This window comes from Pseudomonas sp. GNP012, assembly GCF_054343835.1.
The window spans coordinates 4,428,657-4,445,472 of the sequence record NZ_JBTGUU010000001.1 but is presented as its reverse complement, the minus strand read 5'-3'; the positions used below and the strand labels follow the sequence as shown (position 1 = coordinate 4,445,472).

Genomic DNA, 16,816 nt, shown 5'->3' with positions numbered 1-16,816 from the left:
TTTTTTTATGCCTGTGATTTATCAAAGAATTGCGCTGTGACAACTTGCCACATCCGTAGAAGCCCTATACTCCAAGGCTTGAGGGTGGTGGGCTCCGGTAATTACCTTGTCAGAATTGGGGCTTTTCATTACCATTCGGCAAAATTTTTATAAGTACATAGTTTTACTTAGTAGATGCCTGATTTAACAGGCCACAAAGCTGATGGGAGAGGACTGAATGAGCAATGACGGCGTGAATACAGGCCGGCGTCGCTTCTTGGTAGCAGCCACATCCGTGGTGGGTGCTGCAGGAGCGGTGGGGGCTGCGGTCCCGTTCGTGGGGTCATGGTTTCCCAGTGCCAAGGCGAAAGCCGCTGGTGCACCGGTGAAAGTGAATGTCAGCAAAATCGAACCAGGCCAGCAGATGATTGCTGAGTGGCGCGGTCAGCCTGTGTTCATCGTCCGCCGTACACCGGAAATCCTGGGGAACCTGAAGAAAATCGAGGGCCAGCTCGCTGACCCGACCTCCAAGAGCTCGACACAACCGACTTACGTTGATCCGGAAACCCGTTCGATCAAGCCTGAGGTTCTGCTGCTGATCGGTATCTGCACGCACCTGGGTTGCTCGCCGACCTTCCGTCCTGAGGTGGCACCTGCGGATCTGGGTAAAGACTGGGTAGGCGGTTATTTCTGTCCCTGCCACGGTTCCCACTACGATCTGGCTGGCCGCGTCTACAAGTCGCAACCTGCGCCTTTGAATCTGCCAGTTCCCCCGCATTCCTATGAGACCGATGAGATCATTGTCATTGGCGTCGATACGGAGAAAGCGTGATGAGCAAGTTCATGGATTGGGTTGATGCGCGCTTTCCCGCGACCAAGATGTGGGAAGACCATCTCAGCAAGTATTACGCTCCGAAAAACTTCAACTTCTTCTACTTCTTTGGTTCCCTGGCATTGCTCGTTCTGGTCAACCAGATCGTTACCGGTGTCTGGCTGACCATGAGCTACACCCCGTCGGCGGAAGAGGCGTTTGCCTCCGTTGAATACATCATGCGTGACGTCGAGTACGGCTCGATCCTGCGTCTGCTGCACTCCACCGGTGCTTCGGCGTTCTTCATCGTGGTCTATCTGCACATGTTCCGTGGCCTGCTCTACGGTTCGTACCAGAAGCCGCGCGAGTTGGTGTGGGTATTCGGCATGCTGATCTACCTGGCGCTGATGGCCGAAGCCTTCATGGGTTACCTGCTGCCGTGGGGGCAGATGTCCTACTGGGGTGCCCAGGTGATCATCTCGCTGTTCGGTGCGATCCCGGTCATCGGCAACGACCTGACCCAGTGGATTCGTGGTGACTACCTGATTTCCGGCATTACCCTGAACCGCTTCTTCGCCTTGCACGTGGTTGCCTTGCCGATAGTCATCCTCGGTCTGGTGGTGCTGCACATCCTGGCGTTGCATGAAGTCGGTTCGAACAACCCGGACGGCGTGGACATCAAGAAGCACAAGGACGAAAACGGCATACCGCTGGACGGCATCGCCTTCCACCCGTACTACACCGTGAAAGATATCGTCGGCGTGGTAGTGTTCCTGTTCATCTTCTGCTCGATCGTGTTCTTCTTCCCGGAAATGGGCGGCTACTTCCTCGAGAAGCCGAACTTCGAACAGGCCAACCCGTTCAAGACGCCTGAGCATATTGCGCCGGTCTGGTACTTCACTCCTTACTACGCGATCTTGCGTGCGGTTCCGGACAAGCTCCTGGGTGTTATCGCCATGGGTGCGGCCATCGCTGTGCTGTTCGTGCTGCCGTGGCTCGACCGTAGTCCGGTCAAGTCCATGCGCTACAAGGGCTGGCTGAGCAAGATCTGGCTTGTCGTGTTCTGCATCTCGTTCGTGATCCTCGGTGTTCTGGGCGTGCTGGCTCCGACGCCAGGTCGTACGTTGCTGTCGCAGGTATGTACCTTCCTGTACTTCGCCTACTTCATTCTGATGCCGTTCTACACCAGGCTCGAGAAGACCAAACCGGTTCCGGAAAGGGTGACTGGCTGATGAAAAAACTATTTGCTGTATTGATGCTTGCTGCGCTGCCAGTGTTCGCTTTCGCAGCACCACACGGTGGTCCTGAGCTGGAAAAAGTCGACATTGACGTTTCCGATAAGGCCGCCATGCAGGACGGCGCACGCACGTTCGCCAACTACTGCATGGGGTGCCATAGCGCCAAGTTCCAGCGCTATGAGCGTGTTGCTGACGACCTGGGTATTCCCCATGAGTTGATGCTGGAGAAGCTGGTGTTCACTGGTGCCAAGATCGGCGACCACATGAACATCGGCATGCAGCCAGCGGACGCCAAGGCCTGGTTTGGTGCTGCACCGCCAGACCTGACCCTGGTTGCTCGTGTTCGCGGCACCGACTGGCTCTACGGTTACCTGAAGTCGTTCTACGAAGATCCTTCGCGCCCATGGGGCGTGAACAACAAGGTCTTCCCGAACGTGGGCATGCCTAACGTCCTGGCCGGCCTGCAAGGTCGCCAGGTGGTGGGATGCAAACAGGTTCAGATCGTCGAAGACGGCAAGAAGCAATTTGATCCACTGACCGGCACGCCGTTGACTCATGAAGCATGCGATCAGCTGACGATTGTGCCGAAAAGCGGCGCTCTGACTGAAGAGCAGTTCGATGAGAAGGTCAAGAATCTGGTAACCTTCCTGGCTTACTCGGCTAACCCGGTTAAGCTGCAACATCAGCGCATCGGTACGTACGTATTGTTGTACCTGGCGTTCTTCTTCGTATTCGCTTACCTGCTCAAGCGCGAATACTGGAAAGACGTGCACTGATAAAGCTTCAAGCTATTGCTGTTAATCGCGCGCGCCCAAGGGCGCCTCTGAATAGGTAGCGAAACTGGTGATCCAGTCGTTACGGGAGGCGCCCTCTGGGCGCGCTCGTTTTTCCGCTTTCGATAATTTCTACAAGCGAGGAGGATCGCCATGGGCGTGACCAATCGGTTGGCCTGTTACTCCGACCCCGCCGACCACTATTCCCACCGAGTGCGCATCGTACTGGCAGAGAAGGGTGTCAGCGCCGAGATCATTTACGTGGAAGCTGGACGCCAGCCACCTAAACTGATTGAGGTGAACCCTTACGGCAGCTTGCCCACCCTGGTCGACCGCGACCTGGCGTTGTGGGAGTCGACCGTGGTGATGGAATATCTGGATGAGCGTTACCCGCACCCGCCGCTACTGCCGGTTTATCCCGTGGCGCGTGCCAACAGTCGCCTGCTGATACACCGCATTCAGCGAGACTGGTGTGGTCTGGTGGATCTGATTCTGGATTCGCGGACCAAGGAAGCAGCCCGTGCCGTGGCTCGCAAAGAGTTGCGCGAAAGCCTGACGGGTGTGTCGCCACTGTTTGCCGACAAGCCGTTTTTCCTCAGTGAGGAACAAAGCCTGGTGGATTGCTGCCTATTGCCAATACTCTGGCGATTGCCGATTCTGGGTATAGAACTGCCGCGGCCGGCCAAGCCGCTGCTTGATTATATGGAGCGCCAGTTTGCGCGTGAGGCTTTCCAGGCGAGTCTGTCTGGTGTCGAACGCGACATGCGCTAAGGCTTAAGGAGCCGCTATGAACTCCAGTCGACCTTATCTGGTCCGCGCGCTCTATGAGTGGATTGTGGACAACGATTGCACCCCGCATATGCTGGTCAATTCCGAGTATCCGTCGGTGCAGGTGCCTCAAGGCTTTGCCAGTGACGGCCAGATCGTCCTGAACGTATCGCCACAAGCCGTGCGCCACTTGCACATGGATAACGAGGCGGTCAGTTTCGAGGGGCGCTTTGGTGGTGTGCCGCACACCTTGTACGTGCCTATCGCATCGATCCTGGGTATCTACGCCCGGGAAAACGGCCAGGGTATGGTGTTCGATCTGGAATCGCCGATGGGCGAGGACGACGACATCGAACCGGATGACGACCTTCCGCCACCGGACAGCGAGCCACCGCGTCCAAGCGGTCGCCCCAGTTTGAAGGTGGTGAAGTAATAAAAAAGGCGATCCGGATGGATCGCCTTTTTTATTACTTCACCACCTTCAAACGATGTAGGAGCGAGCCTGCTCGCGATGGGCGTGAACGATGACGCGGGCTGCCTGAATGAGCGCATTCACCGGACGCTTTTCGCGAGCAAGCTCGCTCTTACAAGATGTGGATCAGTCGATGTACTCGAACAGCTTCACAATCTTCTGCACGCCGGAGACGCCTTGCACCAGGTTGGTCGCCTGCGCAGCTTCCTGTTTGGTCAGCAGGCCCAGCAAGTAGACGATGCCGTTTTCAGTGACGACTTTGATGCGCGAACCAGGGATGTTCGCGTCAGCGAGCATCTGGGTCTTGATCTTGGTGGTCAGCCAGGTGTCATTCTGGCGCGCCAGCAGCGAGGAGGGGGGCATGACTTGCAGCTCGTTGTGCACCTGCTTCACGCGCTGGACCGCGACGGCAGCCTGTTCAGCCTTGGCCTTGAGGTCTGCGCGTGGCGTTTGCCCGGCGAGCAGCACGACACCGTTGTAGCTGGTGATGACGATGTGCGAGTCCTTGTCCAGGGCCGGGTCGGCCTTGGCGATGTTCACGCCAACTTTGGTGTCGATCAGGGAGTCGTCGATCTTGCTGCCCAGTGTGCGAGTGCCGCGGTCATCTTCAATGGGTGCTTCACGGCTGGCAGTCACCACCGAGGTGCAACCGCTGATGCCGAGGCACAGAGTCAAGGCCAGTAGGCCGAGGCGATTAGGGGTCATTCTTCACTCCCGAACAATTGGCTGTCGATCAAGTCGCAAAGGCAATGGATCGCCAGCAGGTGGACTTCTTGAATACGAGCGGTGACGTTGGCCGGTACGCGAATCTCCACGTCCTCGGGCAACAGCAGCGACGCCATGCCGCCGCCATCACGTCCCGTCAATGCTACGACAATCATTTCGCGATCATGTGCGGCCTGGATCGCTTGAATTATGTTGGCCGAGTTGCCGCTGGTGGAGATAGCCAGCAACACATCGCCCGGTTGGCCCAGTGCGCGGATCTGTTTGGAGAAGATTTCGTTATAGCTGTAGTCGTTGGCGATCGAGGTGATCGTCGAGCTGTCGGTCGTCAAGGCGATGGCCGGCAGGCTCGGGCGCTCGCGCTCAAAGCGATTGAGCAGCTCGGACGAAAAGTGCTGGGCGTCGCCGGCTGAGCCACCGTTGCCACAGGAAAGCATTTTGCCTTCGTTGAGCAGGGCGTTGACCATGACCTGGCTGGCTTGCTCGATGTGCGGTGCAAGAACTTCCATCGCCTGTTGCTTGGTGTCGATACTGGCCTGAAAAAGCTGGCGAATTCGGGATTGCATGTCCATCTGTGTGACCTTAATTAGCGCGGCTGTTCGGCACGTGAATGTGCAGCCCGCAAAGCAAAGAGCAAAAGTGTTGGGTGATAGTGTCCGGTTCGTGATGCCGGTGATCAGCCATCGAAGGCATTCTGTAGCCAGTTCAGCTGATCGAGGTGGCTGTCGATGGCAATCACGTCGAAGCGGCAAGGGGAATTGGCCCAGCGCGACTCGCGCTGAAGAAAATATTGCGCGGCGAAAATCAGCTTTTGCCGTTTGCGCTCATCGATGCTATCGAGCGCGCCACCCCATTGAGTGTCTTTTCGGTAGCGGACTTCAACGAATACTACTGTATCGCCATCTAGCATGACCAGATCAAGCTCGCCGCGTTTGCACAACCAGTTCTGCGCCAGCAGGCGCAGACCCTGTTGTTGAAGATGCTCGAGCGCGTGGCGCTCGGCATCCATACCGCTTTGCTGGCGTGACCTGTCAGGCATCAGCGGGCGGTGTCCGGCAGGCGCTGGATCTGGCCATTGGCGAACTGGGCCCATGGCAACTGGCGCACGACCCGCTGGCTCTGAGTCATGCCGAGGCTGCCCGACTCACCGTCGATGCGGCTGTCCGGCAGAGACTTGAGCTGGCCCAGGCGCGGCGCCAGCCGATAGGCGTCCACGCCCATGGCGTACAGACGTCCCAGGCTACCGGCGGCTTGTGGCCACTGGGCGGTGACCTGGCGGCGCAGTGGATCATTGGCGTCCAGCAGCCAGGGTGTTTCGCAGAAGCGAATGCCGTTCATGTCGTTGTACTGGTTGACGTCGCCGCTGGCGCTGAACACGTGAGAGGTGGCGTAGACCGGTACATCGCCCGCGTACTGGAAGTTCAGGGTCGGCTTGATCTGTTGGGCCTGTTGCGGCGTTGCGGCGAGGAAGATGAATTCGATGTCCTGGCGGCGCGATGGCTGGGCTGCCACTTGCGAGCCAACAGTGCTTTGCAGGCTCTTGGCGCGACCTTCGCTCTGGCGCAGCTGGAACATGTCGGCAATCTGCTGGGCCAACTGGACCGGTTGGTCGACGCGTTCGGTGGCAACGATGGTACCGCCATTGGCTTGCCAATCCTGGCTGAACGCCTTGAGCACGCGGTCGCCCCATTCGCCTTTCGGCACCATGATGGCTGCGCGATGCAGGCCGTCGGCGCGAGCGCGGCGCGACACTTCACGGGCTTCGTCTTCAGCGGCAAGTCCGAACTGGAACAACTGCGCCGGGCCTTGATCGCCTTCGCTGTAGTTCAGCGCCAGGGTGGTGATCGGGAGTTGCGGGCGAGTGCTCAGCTGTTTGACCAGCGGCTTTTCCAGCGGGCCGACGACCAGTTGCACGCCATCGGCCTGGGCCTTGCGGTAGAACTCGTCCATGGATGTCAGGCGCGAGCTGTCATAAAACTCGATGGCAGGTGGTTTCTGTCCGGCCTGTTGTGCCTGGTAGTGGGCAGCCATGAAACCGTCGCGCAATGCTTTGCCAACCGAGGCCAGCTGGCCATCCTGAGGCAGCAGCAGGGCAATCTTGCTCAGGGGCTGGCTGGCCAGCTCCTTGAGTTGGGTCAGTGGCTGCGGCAATTGAAGGGCAGCCGGGTGTTTCGGATTCTGTGCGCGCCAGTTGTCGATGGCGGCCTGTTGCTGCTCCAGGGTGCCGGCGGATTTCACGGTCAGGGCCAGGGCCATCCAGCCGCCGAGATCGTCGGTGGCGTTCGGCTGCAACTGCTCGGTCGGCAGCGAAGCGATCAGGGTCCAGATCGCTTCGTGGTTTTTGCTCGCGGCTTCACCTTTGAGCATCGGGGCAATGAAAATGCGCTCGCGAGCGGCGGCGAGGGTCTGGCCGTCGGCCTCCAGGGCGCGGGCGTGAACAGTGCCGGTGCGGACCTGTTGTTCCTCGGGCAGTTCGCTCAAGTATTGCATGCTTGGGTGGCTCAAGGCGGCCAGTGCGGCCTTGGGCTGATTGCGGGTCATGGCCAGTTCAGCCGCCAGGGTGTTGGCGAAAATCTGTGGGCCCGGCTTGAGCTGCTCGACCGGGACCTGTTGCAGGATTTGCGCGGACTGGCCGGCATTGCCCTGGCGATAGGCCAGGTCGGCAGCGCTCAAGCGCAGAAGGGCGGCATCTTCCGCAGATTTGCTTTGGGCGGCCTTCTCAAGCAGTTGCTCGATACTGGCGTCCGGTGTCCGTGGTAGTTCGCCAAGGCTGGACGAGGGCGAGCTGGCGCAAGCCGCCAGCAAGGCAGCGAGGCAGAGGGCAGATAACAGCCGCAGGCAAGCGATCATGTAAGCGTTCCTGATACTCGATCAAATTAGCGTGGAATTGTACCCAAGCACTGGCCGGGGCGCGATGTTACTGGCGTGAATCGATCAATTTAGCTGGTGTAAATGTTGCACCGGCGCACAAACGCTCGCCGATGGCGCGATTGCATGCGCGTAGCATGAGCCTCGCTACGCGCTACAATGGCGACTTTTACCGATCATGAGGTGTGCGCTTTGACTGCTCCAGGTGCTTTGAATTCTGCTGCTGGCTCGCTTTATGTGGTGGCGACGCCCATCGGCAACCTGGATGACATCAGTGCGCGGGCGCTGAAGATTCTGCGTGAAGTGGCCTTGATCGCCGCGGAAGACACCCGTCATTCGCAGCGCTTGATGCAACACTTCGGCATTTCGACGCCATTGGCCGCCTGTCATGAACACAACGAGCGGGATGAAGGTAGTCGCTTTATCACGCGTCTGCTTGCCGGTGACAACGTGGCATTGATCTCTGACGCCGGAACGCCGCTGATTTCCGATCCGGGTTATCACCTGGTGCGACAGGCTCGCGCGGCAGGCATCAGCGTGGTGCCGGTTCCGGGTGCCTGCGCCTTGATTGCGGCGTTATCGGCGGCGGGGCTGCCATCCGATCGTTTCATTTTCGAGGGATTTCTGCCGGCCAAGGCTGTGGGGCGGCGAGCGCGCCTCGAACAGGTAAAGGAAGAGCCTCGCACATTGATCTTCTATGAGGCCCCGCATCGCATACTCGAATGCCTGCAAGACATGGAGCTGGTGTTCGGCCCCGAGCGCCCGGCACTGCTTGCCCGTGAGCTGACCAAGACCTTTGAAACCCTCAAGGGGTTGCCTTTGGCCGAGCTGCGCGAGTTTGTCGAGTCGGACGGCAATCAGCAGCGCGGCGAGTGCGTAGTGTTGGTGGCGGGCTGGTCTGCCCCCGAGGAGGAGGGCGCTGTCAGCAGTGAGTCGATGCGCATCCTCAATCTGTTGCTCGAAGAAATGCCGCTCAAGCGTGCGGCGGCTTTGGCGGCGCAAATCACCGGCGAACGAAAGAATGTGCTGTATCAGATCGCACTGGATAAGCAGAAGGGCGAGTAAAACCCGACGCGCAGGCGTGCGCACCGGCGCTTAACGCTTGTTCTTCGGGCGCTCTGCCGGTAACCTTCGCGGCGGAGAGTCGATCGGACAGTCGCTGCCCTCTATGAAAATTAGGGGGGGGAGGAAAGTCCGGGCTCCATAGGGCGAAGTGCCAGGTAATGCCTGGGAGGCGTGAGCCTACGGAAAGTGCCACAGAAAATAACCGCCTAAGCGCTTCGGCGCCGGTAAGGGTGAAAAGGTGCGGTAAGAGCGCACCGCACGTCTGGCAACAGTTCGTGGCTAGGTAAACCCCACTTGGAGCAAGACCAAATAGGGTCCCAAGGCGTGGCCCGCGCTGGGACCGGGTAGGTTGCTAAAGATGTCCAGTGATGGCCATCGTAGACGAATGACTGTTCAAGACAGAACCCGGCTTACAGATCGACTCTCCACCTTTTTTTCCCCTCTGCTTAAATCAATGGGCAAGGGGAATGGTGATAGCAATTTCCCTCCTTACACATTCATCCGCAGAACCTCTTTTGTAATACCAAAAAAATCTTACTCTTAATAAATTACTTTAACTTTCGAACGCAGCCTCCTGCGCTAATTCAAGTTATCGGGCAGTTTCATGTGCCGGATTCTCGTTACCCCTCCGCTAATGATCCTAAATCTCAGTTCTGTAAGGGTTTTCCTTTAATCCGCGCCTTGACGGTGTGGTGGGCGCATTCCTATAGTGTGCGCAAGTGGCGGAAAGTGGCATGAAGTGGGTTTTTTGAACTCAAAACGCTAGAATTTGGAGAAACGCTGACGTGTTTCGCGGAGCCAACGCTATCAGTCTCGATGCAAAGGGCCGTCTCGCAATGCCGAGCCGGTACCGTGACGAGCTTGATTCGCGTAGTTCCGGTCAATTGATCGTGACAATTGATGCCGTTGATCCTTGTTTGTGTGTTTACCCCCTCGATGAGTGGGAAATTATTGAAACCAAACTGCGCGCACTGCCTTCGCTTCGCGAAGAGAACCGCCGCCTGCAACGTTTACTGATTGGTAATGCCGTCGATCTCGAGCTCGATGGCAGTGGTCGTTTTCTGGTTCCGCCGCGTCTTCGTGAATATGCCAAGTTGGATAAGCGCGCGATGTTGGTAGGCCAACTGAACAAGTTCCAATTGTGGGACGAGGATGCCTGGAACGCGGTTTCTGCCGCTGACCTGGCTGCTATTCAACAACCGGGCGCGATGCCTGATGAACTGCGTGATTTGATCCTGTGACTATTGATAGCGGCTTTAACCACATCACCGTACTGCTTGACGAAGCCGTCGAGGCTCTCGCCGTACGTCCTGATGGCTGCTATCTGGACGGTACGTTCGGGCGCGGCGGGCACAGCCGGTTGATTCTCAGCCAGCTCGGTCCCGATGGTCGCTTGCTCGGATTCGACAAAGATCCACAAGCGATTGCCACCGGGCAGACGCTAGCGGCCGAAGACGGCCGCTTTGTCGTTGTGCAGCGCAGCTTTGCCGAGCTCGGTTCGGAAGTCGCCGAACGCGGTCTGGCCGGCAGGGTCAGCGGCGTTCTGCTGGATCTGGGCGTGTCTTCGCCACAGCTCGATGACCCTGAGCGCGGTTTCAGCTTCCTCAACGACGGCCCGCTGGACATGCGCATGGATCCGTCCCGTGGCATCAGCGCCGCCGAATTCGTCAACACCGCGCCCGTGGAAGAAATCGCCCGGGTGTTCAAGGAATACGGCGAAGAGCGTTTCTCCGGTCGCATGGCCCGTGCCGTGGTTGAGCGCCGCGACATCAAGCCATTCGAGCGCACCGGTGACCTGGCAGAAGTCCTGAAGGTCGCCAACCCGGCGTGGGAAAAAGGCAAGAACCCCGCAACCCGTGCATTTCAGGGCCTGCGCATTCACGTCAACAACGAACTGGGTGATCTGGAAGCCGGCCTCGAAGCCGCTCTGGAGTGCCTGGAAGTGGGCGGTCGCCTGGTGGTGATCAGCTTCCACTCGCTGGAAGACCGTATCGTCAAACTGTTCATGCGCAAGCTGGTGAAAGGCGAAGCCGACAACCTGCCGCGCAATCTGCCGGTTCGGCATGTCGCCTTCGAACCGAAAATCAAAGTCCATGGCAAAGCGCAGACGGCCTCTGACGCCGAACTCAAAGCCAACCCACGTTCGCGAAGCGCTGTCATGCGTGTGGCGGAGAAGCTGCGGTGAGCAAGCTTTTCGCCAAGCCATTGCCCGGCGGAAGCTTCTTCATGCTGCTGCTGTTTGTCGGCGTGCTCGTTTCGGCCATCGGCGTGTCCTACAGCGCGCACTGGAACCGTCAGCTATTGAATTCGCTGTACAACGAATTGAGCGTGCGCGACAAGGCGCAGGCAGAGTGGGGGCGGTTGATTCTGGAGCAGAGCACCTGGACCGCCCACAGCCGTATCGAAGTGCTGGCCACCGAACAATTGAAAATGCACATCCCCGGTGCCGCTGACGTGAAGATGGTGGCGCCATGATGAAACTCGAAGGTGCACTCTTTCCTTGGCGGTTCCGCCTGGTGCTGGGCTTGCTCGGCATCATGGTGGCCGCGATTGCCTGGCGCATCATCGATTTGCAAGTGGTCGACCGTGCCTTCCTTAAAGGTCAGGGCGATGCCCGTAGTGTTCGTCATATTCCGATTCCGGCTCACCGTGGCCTGATCACCGACCGTAACGGCGAGCCTTTGGCCGTGAGTACTCCGGTCACCACCCTTTGGGCCAATGCCAAGGAAATGCAAACGGCCAAAGAGAAGTGGCCGGCACTGGCGGCTGCCTTGGGGCAGGACCCGAAAGCCCTGGCCGAACGACTCGAAGCTCAGGCCAACAAAGAATTCATCTATCTGGTGCGCGGGCTGACCCCGGAGCAGGGCCAGGCTGTGCTCGATCTGAAAGTGCCGGGTGTTTATGGCATCGAAGAGTTCCGGCGCTTTTATCCTGCCGGCGAAGTCACCGCCCATATGGTCGGGTTTACCGACATCGACGATCATGGTCGTGAAGGCGTCGAACTGGCCTACGATGAATGGCTGGCCGGGGTTCCCGGCAAGCGTCAAGTGATCAAGGACCGGCGCGGCCGGCTGATCAAGGATGTCCAGGTCACCAAAAACGCCAAGGCCGGCAAGCCCTTGGCGTTGTCCATTGACCTGCGCCTGCAATACCTGGCCAACCGCGAATTGCGCAACGCGATCATCGAGAACGGCGCCAAGGCCGGCAGCCTGGTGATCATGGACGTGAAGACCGGCGAGATTCTCGCGATGGTCAACCAGCCTACCTACAACCCGAACAACCGTCGCAACCTGCAACCGGCGATGATGCGTAACCGCGCGATGATCGACGTGTTCGAGCCGGGTTCGACCATGAAAGCGATCTCGATGAGCGCCGCCATCGAAACCGGTCGCTGGAAACCGAGCGACACCGTCGAGGTGTATCCGGGCTCCTTGCAGATTGGCAAGTACACCATCAAGGACGTTTCCAAGACCGAAGGCCCGGTGCTCGACCTGACCGGCATCCTTATCAACTCCAGTAACGTCGGGATGAGCAAGGTCGCGTTCGATATCGGCGGCGAAACCATTTTCCGTCTGGCGCAGAAACTCGGTCTCGGCCAGGACACCGGCCTGGGCTTCCCGGGTGAACGCGTTGGCAACCTGCCGAATTATCGCGAATGGCGTAAGGCGGAAACCGCCACGCTGTCCTATGGCTACGGTATTTCCGTGACCGCGATCCAGTTGGTCCACGCCTTCTCGGCCCTGGCCAACAACGGCCGCCTCGCGCCGCTGACCCTGATCAAGACCGACAAGGCACCGCAAACCACAGAGGTATTGCCAGAAGCTGTCGCGAAAACCATGCAAACCATGCTGCAGCAAGTGATCGAAGCCCCGCGCGGTGTGTTCCGTGCGCAGGTGCCGGCGTATCACGTGGGTGGCAAGTCGGGTACTGCGCGTAAAACCTCGGTCGGTACCAAGGGTTACGCCGAGAACTCCTACCGTTCGCTGTTCGCCGGTTTCGGCCCGATGAACGATCCACGCTACGCCATCGTGGTCGTAATCGATGAGCCGACCAAGGCCGGTTACTTCGGTGGCCTGGTCTCCGCGCCGGTGTTCAGCCGTGTGATGTCGGGCACCCTGCGCCTGATGAACATCACGCCGGACAACCTGCCACCTACTCAACAAGCGAACGCAACACCGGTCGTTCCGCTGAAAGCCAATGGAGGGCGTGGCTGATGTCTCTGAGCCTGAACAAAATTTTCCCTCACGCCGGCCACGATCTACTGATTCGCGAGCTCGCCCTGGACAGCCGCAACGTGCGAGCGGGCGATCTGTTCCTCGCCGTGCCGGGCGGGAAATTCGATGGGCGTGCACACATTGCCGACGCCTTGCAACGCGGCGCGGCTGCGGTGGCCTATGAGGTGGAGGGTGCCACTGTGCTGCCAATCACCGAGGTTCCCTTGATTCCGGTCAAAGGGCTGGCCGCTCAGTTGTCGGACATCGCCGGACGTTTTTATGGCGAGCCAAGCCATCATCTGAACCTGATCGGCGTGACCGGCACCAACGGCAAAACCAGTGTCACTCAACTGGTTGCCCAGGCGCTGGATCTGCTTGGTCAGCATTGCGGCATCGTCGGCACCCTCGGTTGCGGCTTCTACGGTGCATTGGAAAGCGGCCTGCACACCACGCCGAACCCGATTGCCATGCAGGCGACGCTGGGCGACCTGAAAAAGGCCGGCGCCAAAGCCGTGGCGATGGAAGTCTCTTCCCATGGTCTGGACCAGGGCCGCGTGACGGCACTGGCCTTCGACGTGGCGGTGATGACCAACCTGTCTCGCGATCATCTGGATTACCACGGCACCATGCGGGCCTACGGTGAAGCCAAGGCCAGGCTGTTCGCCTGGAACGATCTGAAGTGCCGGGTGGTTAACCTCGACGACGACTTCGGGCGGCAACTGGCTGCTGAAAAACGTGAATCGCGGTTGATCACCTACAGCCTGCTCGACAGCAGTGCCTACCTCTATTGCCGTCAAGCGCAGTTCGACGACGAAGGCGTGCGCGCCACGCTGGTCACGCCGCAGGGTGAACACCATTTGCGCAGCACCTTGCTCGGCCGTTTCAACCTGAGCAACGTGCTCGCCGCGGTTGGCGCCTTGCTTGGCCTGGATTACGCACTGGACGAAATTCTCAAGGTGCTGCCGAAACTCGAAGGCCCGGCCGGTCGCATGCAGCGCCTCGGCGGCGGCACTCAACCGCTGGTGGTGGTCGATTATGCCCACACCCCGGATGCCCTGGAGAAAGTCCTGACGGCCCTGCGTCCACACGCCAAGGGCCGATTGCTCTGCCTGTTCGGCTGTGGCGGTGACCGCGATCGCGGCAAGCGTCCGTTGATGGCCGAAGTGGTCGAGCGCCTGGCCGATGGCGTGCTGGTGACCGACGACAACCCGCGCACTGAAGATCCATCGGTGATTTTCGATGACATCCGCGCCGGTTTCACGGCTGTGGATAAAGTGGAGTTCGTTGCCGGTCGTGGTCAGGCGATTGCCCGGCTGATCGCCAGTGCCTCGGTGGATGACGTGATTGTCCTGGCCGGCAAAGGTCACGAGGACTATCAGGAAATCAACGGCGAGCGTCATGCCTTTTCCGATCTTGTCGAGGCCGATCATGCCTTGACCGCATGGGGGGTGGCCCATGCTTAAGGCCTTGCAACTGAGCGAACTGACCGGCGCGCTGAATGCTCGCCTGGTGTCGACCGATGCCAGTTTCGACGGCGTCAGCATCGACAGCCGCGCCATCAAGCCGGGTCAGCTGTTTATTGCCCTGGCCGGTCCACGCTTCGATGGCCATGATTATCTGAATGAAGTCGCTGCCAAGGGCGCCGTGGCCGCGCTGGTCGAACGCGAAGTCGCCGACAGCACACTGCCGCAGTTGCTGGTCAGCGATACTCGCCAGGCCCTCGGGCAGTTGGGTGCGCTCAATCGCGCCGCCTACACCCATCCGGTCGCGGCCGTCACCGGTTCGAGCGGCAAGACCACGGTCAAGGAAATGCTTGCGAGCATCCTGCGCACCCGTGGCCCGGTACTGGCGACCCGTGGCAACCTGAACAACGATCTCGGCGTGCCGCTGACCCTGCTCGAACTGGCGCCGGAGCATACGGCGGCAGTGATCGAGCTCGGTGCTTCGCGCCTCGGCGAAATTGCCTACACCGTTGGCCTGACCAAACCGCACGTGGCCATTCTCAACAATGCCGGGACCGCCCACGTCGGCGAGTTTGGTGGCCCGGAAAAAATCGTTGAAGCCAAGGGCGAGATCATCGAAGGGCTGGAGGCCGATGGCGTCGCAGTGCTCAATCTCGACGACAAGGCATTCGGTATCTGGAAGACGCGTGCCGGTGATCGCAAGGTGCTGACGTTTGCGTTGAGCAACACCAGCGCCGATTTCTACGCCAGTGACCTGGCCACCGATGCCCGTGGCTGCCCGGCATTCAATCTGCACAGCCCTGAAGGTGTAGAGCGTGTTCAACTGAACCTGCTCGGCACCCATAACGTCGCCAATGCCATGGCCGCCGCCGCTGCCGCCCATGCCCTGGGTGTGTCGCTGTTCGGTATCGCCACCGGTCTTGGCGCGGTGCAACCAGTCAAGGGTCGCACCGTCGCGCAATTGGCCAGCAATGGCATGCGCGTGATCGATGACACTTACAACGCCAACCCCACCTCCATGTGCGCTGCCGTTGATATACTGGCCGGCTTTTCCGGTCGCACCGTCCTGGTGCTCGGGGATATCGGCGAGTTGGGCGAGTGGGCGGAGCAGGGGCACCGCGACGTGGGCGAGTACGCCCGTGGCAAGGTTTGCGCGCTGTACGCCGTCGGGCCAATGATGGCCCACGCCGTGAAAGCATTCGGTCCAGAGGCTTTTCACTTCAGCACGCAGGCTGAACTGATCAATGCCCTGGGCGCCGAGCAAGACACAAACACCACCATTTTGATCAAGGGGTCGCGCAGCGCTGCGATGGAAAACGTCGTCGCCGCCTTGTGCGGGTCCAGCCTGGAGAAACATTAATGCTGCTGCTGCTAGCGGAGTATCTGCAACAGTTCTACAAAGGCTTCGCGGTCTTCCAGTACCTGACCCTGCGCGGGATTCTCGGTGTACTGACCGCGCTGGTCTTGTCGCTGTGCTACGGCCCGTGGATGATCCGAACTTTGCAGAACCGTCAGATCGGCCAGTCCGTTCGCAACGACGGCCCGCAGTCGCACCTGTCCAAGTCGGGTACACCGACCATGGGCGGCGCGCTGATCCTTTCGTCCATCGGCGTCAGCACCCTGCTTTGGGCTGACCTGACCAACCGTTACGTCTGGGTCGTACTGTTGGTGACCTTGCTGTTCGGCGCCATCGGCTGGGTCGACGACTACCGCAAGGTGATCGAGAAAAACTCCCGTGGCTTGCCAAGCCGCTGGAAATACTTCTGGCAATCGGTATTCGGCCTGGGTGCGGCGATCTTCCTTTATATGACTGCCGCCACGCCGGTGGAAACCACGCTGATCCTGCCGATGCTCAAGGACTACAGCATTCCACTGGGCGCAGGCTTCATCGTCCTCACCTATTTCGTGATTGTCGGTTCGAGCAACGCGGTCAACCTGACCGACGGCCTCGACGGCCTGGCGATCATGCCGACGGTGATGGTGGGCGGCGGCCTGGGCATTTTCTGCTACCTGTCGGGTAACGTGAAATTCGCCGAATACCTGCTGATTCCCTATGTACCGGGCGCGGGCGAACTGATCGTGTTCTGCGGCGCACTGATCGGAGCCGGCCTGGGCTTCCTGTGGTTCAACACTTATCCAGCGCAAGTCTTCATGGGCGACGTCGGCGCACTGGCGCTGGGCGCGGCTCTGGGCACCATCGCGGTGATCGTCCGTCAGGAAATCGTCCTGTTCATCATGGGCGGCGTGTTCGTAATGGAAACCCTGTCAGTCGTCATTCAGGTCGCCTCTTTTAAACTGACCGGTCGCCGCGTATTCCGCATGGCGCCCATTCACCACCACTTTGAACTCAAGGGTTGGCCCGAGCCACGAGTGATCGTCCGTTTCTGGATCATCACCGTGATTCTCGTGCTGATCGGCCTTGCCACCCTGAAGCTGAGGTAG

The 16,816-nt window shown here is 59.5% G+C and carries 17 protein-coding genes and 1 other RNA gene; 14 read left to right on the top strand and 4 right to left on the bottom strand.

Annotation, left to right across the window (positions count from 1 at the left end):
- Positions 1-217: 217 nt before the first annotated feature.
- The 5 genes from petA to ACXX83_RS19990 all read left to right on the top strand — a co-directional run bounded on the left by petA (position 218) and on the right by ACXX83_RS19990 (position 4,002).
- Positions 218-811, top strand: a complete 594-nt coding sequence (petA, locus tag ACXX83_RS20010; protein ID WP_015096779.1) for a ubiquinol-cytochrome c reductase iron-sulfur subunit — start codon at positions 218-220, stop codon at positions 809-811.
- Positions 811-2,022 (top strand): cytochrome b, encoded by a 1,212-nt coding sequence (locus tag ACXX83_RS20005; RefSeq protein WP_095965541.1) that lies wholly within the window; start codon positions 811-813, stop codon positions 2,020-2,022. The genes petA and ACXX83_RS20005 overlap by 1 nt, the downstream gene beginning before the upstream one ends.
- On the top strand, positions 2,022-2,804 hold the full coding sequence (locus tag ACXX83_RS20000; protein WP_015096777.1) for a cytochrome c1: 783 nt from the start codon (positions 2,022-2,024) through the stop codon (positions 2,802-2,804). The genes ACXX83_RS20005 and ACXX83_RS20000 overlap by 1 nt, the downstream gene beginning before the upstream one ends.
- 150 nt (positions 2,805-2,954) lie before the next feature.
- Positions 2,955-3,572 carry a glutathione S-transferase N-terminal domain-containing protein gene (locus tag ACXX83_RS19995; RefSeq protein ID WP_007972581.1) on the top strand — a complete coding sequence of 206 codons (618 nt, stop codon included), beginning with the start codon at positions 2,955-2,957 and terminating at the stop codon, positions 3,570-3,572.
- Between the two features lie 16 nt (positions 3,573-3,588).
- Positions 3,589-4,002 carry a ClpXP protease specificity-enhancing factor gene (locus ACXX83_RS19990; RefSeq protein WP_007972582.1) on the top strand — a complete coding sequence of 138 codons (414 nt, stop codon included), beginning with the start codon at positions 3,589-3,591 and terminating at the stop codon, positions 4,000-4,002.
- A gap of 165 nt (positions 4,003-4,167) precedes the next feature.
- Here ACXX83_RS19990 and ACXX83_RS19985 read toward each other — a convergent pair whose 3' ends face one another.
- From ACXX83_RS19985 to ACXX83_RS19970, 4 genes are all read right to left on the bottom strand, one after another.
- The gene (locus ACXX83_RS19985; RefSeq protein WP_458549415.1) at positions 4,168-4,746 is read right to left on the bottom strand and encodes a BON domain-containing protein; all 579 of its coding nucleotides are present in this window, start codon (positions 4,744-4,746) and stop codon (positions 4,168-4,170) included.
- Positions 4,743-5,336, bottom strand: coding sequence for a phosphoheptose isomerase (locus ACXX83_RS19980; RefSeq protein ID WP_007972584.1), 594 nt, complete (start codon positions 5,334-5,336; stop codon positions 4,743-4,745). Before ACXX83_RS19980 ends, ACXX83_RS19985 begins: the two co-directional genes overlap by 4 nt.
- Before the next feature lie 104 nt (positions 5,337-5,440).
- Positions 5,441-5,803 (bottom strand): YraN family protein, encoded by a 363-nt coding sequence (locus ACXX83_RS19975; protein ID WP_095965538.1) that lies wholly within the window; start codon positions 5,801-5,803, stop codon positions 5,441-5,443.
- Positions 5,803-7,614: a penicillin-binding protein activator gene (locus ACXX83_RS19970; RefSeq protein ID WP_458549414.1), complete on the bottom strand. Its 1,812-nt coding sequence runs from the start codon at positions 7,612-7,614 to the stop codon at positions 5,803-5,805. Before ACXX83_RS19970 ends, ACXX83_RS19975 begins: the two co-directional genes overlap by 1 nt.
- 177 nt (positions 7,615-7,791) lie before the next feature.
- Here ACXX83_RS19970 and rsmI point away from each other — a divergent pair, with 177 nt between their 5' ends.
- The 9 genes from rsmI (at position 7,792) to mraY (ending at position 16,816) form a co-directional block, all read left to right on the top strand.
- Positions 7,792-8,697 (top strand): 16S rRNA (cytidine(1402)-2'-O)-methyltransferase, encoded by a 906-nt coding sequence (gene rsmI / locus ACXX83_RS19965; RefSeq protein ID WP_193601761.1) that lies wholly within the window; start codon positions 7,792-7,794, stop codon positions 8,695-8,697.
- A 75-nt stretch (positions 8,698-8,772) separates the two neighbouring features.
- An RNA gene (gene rnpB, locus ACXX83_RS19960) (RNase P RNA component class A) lies at positions 8,773-9,126 on the top strand.
- Between the two features lie 356 nt (positions 9,127-9,482).
- Entirely contained in the window at positions 9,483-9,938 is a 456-nt protein-coding gene (gene mraZ, locus ACXX83_RS19955; protein ID WP_007917012.1) for a division/cell wall cluster transcriptional repressor MraZ, read from the top strand.
- Entirely contained in the window at positions 9,935-10,882 is a 948-nt protein-coding gene (gene rsmH, locus ACXX83_RS19950; RefSeq protein ID WP_437179712.1) for a 16S rRNA (cytosine(1402)-N(4))-methyltransferase RsmH, read from the top strand. Before mraZ ends, rsmH begins: the two co-directional genes overlap by 4 nt.
- On the top strand, positions 10,879-11,172 hold the full coding sequence (ftsL, locus tag ACXX83_RS19945) for a cell division protein FtsL (RefSeq protein ID WP_007998257.1): 294 nt from the start codon (positions 10,879-10,881) through the stop codon (positions 11,170-11,172). The genes rsmH and ftsL overlap by 4 nt, the downstream gene beginning before the upstream one ends.
- Positions 11,172-12,911 (top strand): peptidoglycan D,D-transpeptidase FtsI family protein, encoded by a 1,740-nt coding sequence (locus ACXX83_RS19940; protein WP_458550217.1) that lies wholly within the window; start codon positions 11,172-11,174, stop codon positions 12,909-12,911. The genes ftsL and ACXX83_RS19940 overlap by 1 nt, the downstream gene beginning before the upstream one ends.
- On the top strand, positions 12,911-14,374 hold the full coding sequence (locus tag ACXX83_RS19935) for a UDP-N-acetylmuramoyl-L-alanyl-D-glutamate--2,6-diaminopimelate ligase (RefSeq protein ID WP_458549413.1): 1,464 nt from the start codon (positions 12,911-12,913) through the stop codon (positions 14,372-14,374). The genes ACXX83_RS19940 and ACXX83_RS19935 overlap by 1 nt, the downstream gene beginning before the upstream one ends.
- Complete coding sequence (locus ACXX83_RS19930; RefSeq protein ID WP_458549412.1) at positions 14,367-15,734, top strand: UDP-N-acetylmuramoyl-tripeptide--D-alanyl-D-alanine ligase; 1,368 nt, start codon at positions 14,367-14,369, stop codon at positions 15,732-15,734. The genes ACXX83_RS19935 and ACXX83_RS19930 overlap by 8 nt, the downstream gene beginning before the upstream one ends.
- Positions 15,734-16,816, top strand: a complete 1,083-nt coding sequence (gene mraY, locus ACXX83_RS19925; RefSeq protein ID WP_008016698.1) for a phospho-N-acetylmuramoyl-pentapeptide-transferase — start codon at positions 15,734-15,736, stop codon at positions 16,814-16,816. Before ACXX83_RS19930 ends, mraY begins: the two co-directional genes overlap by 1 nt.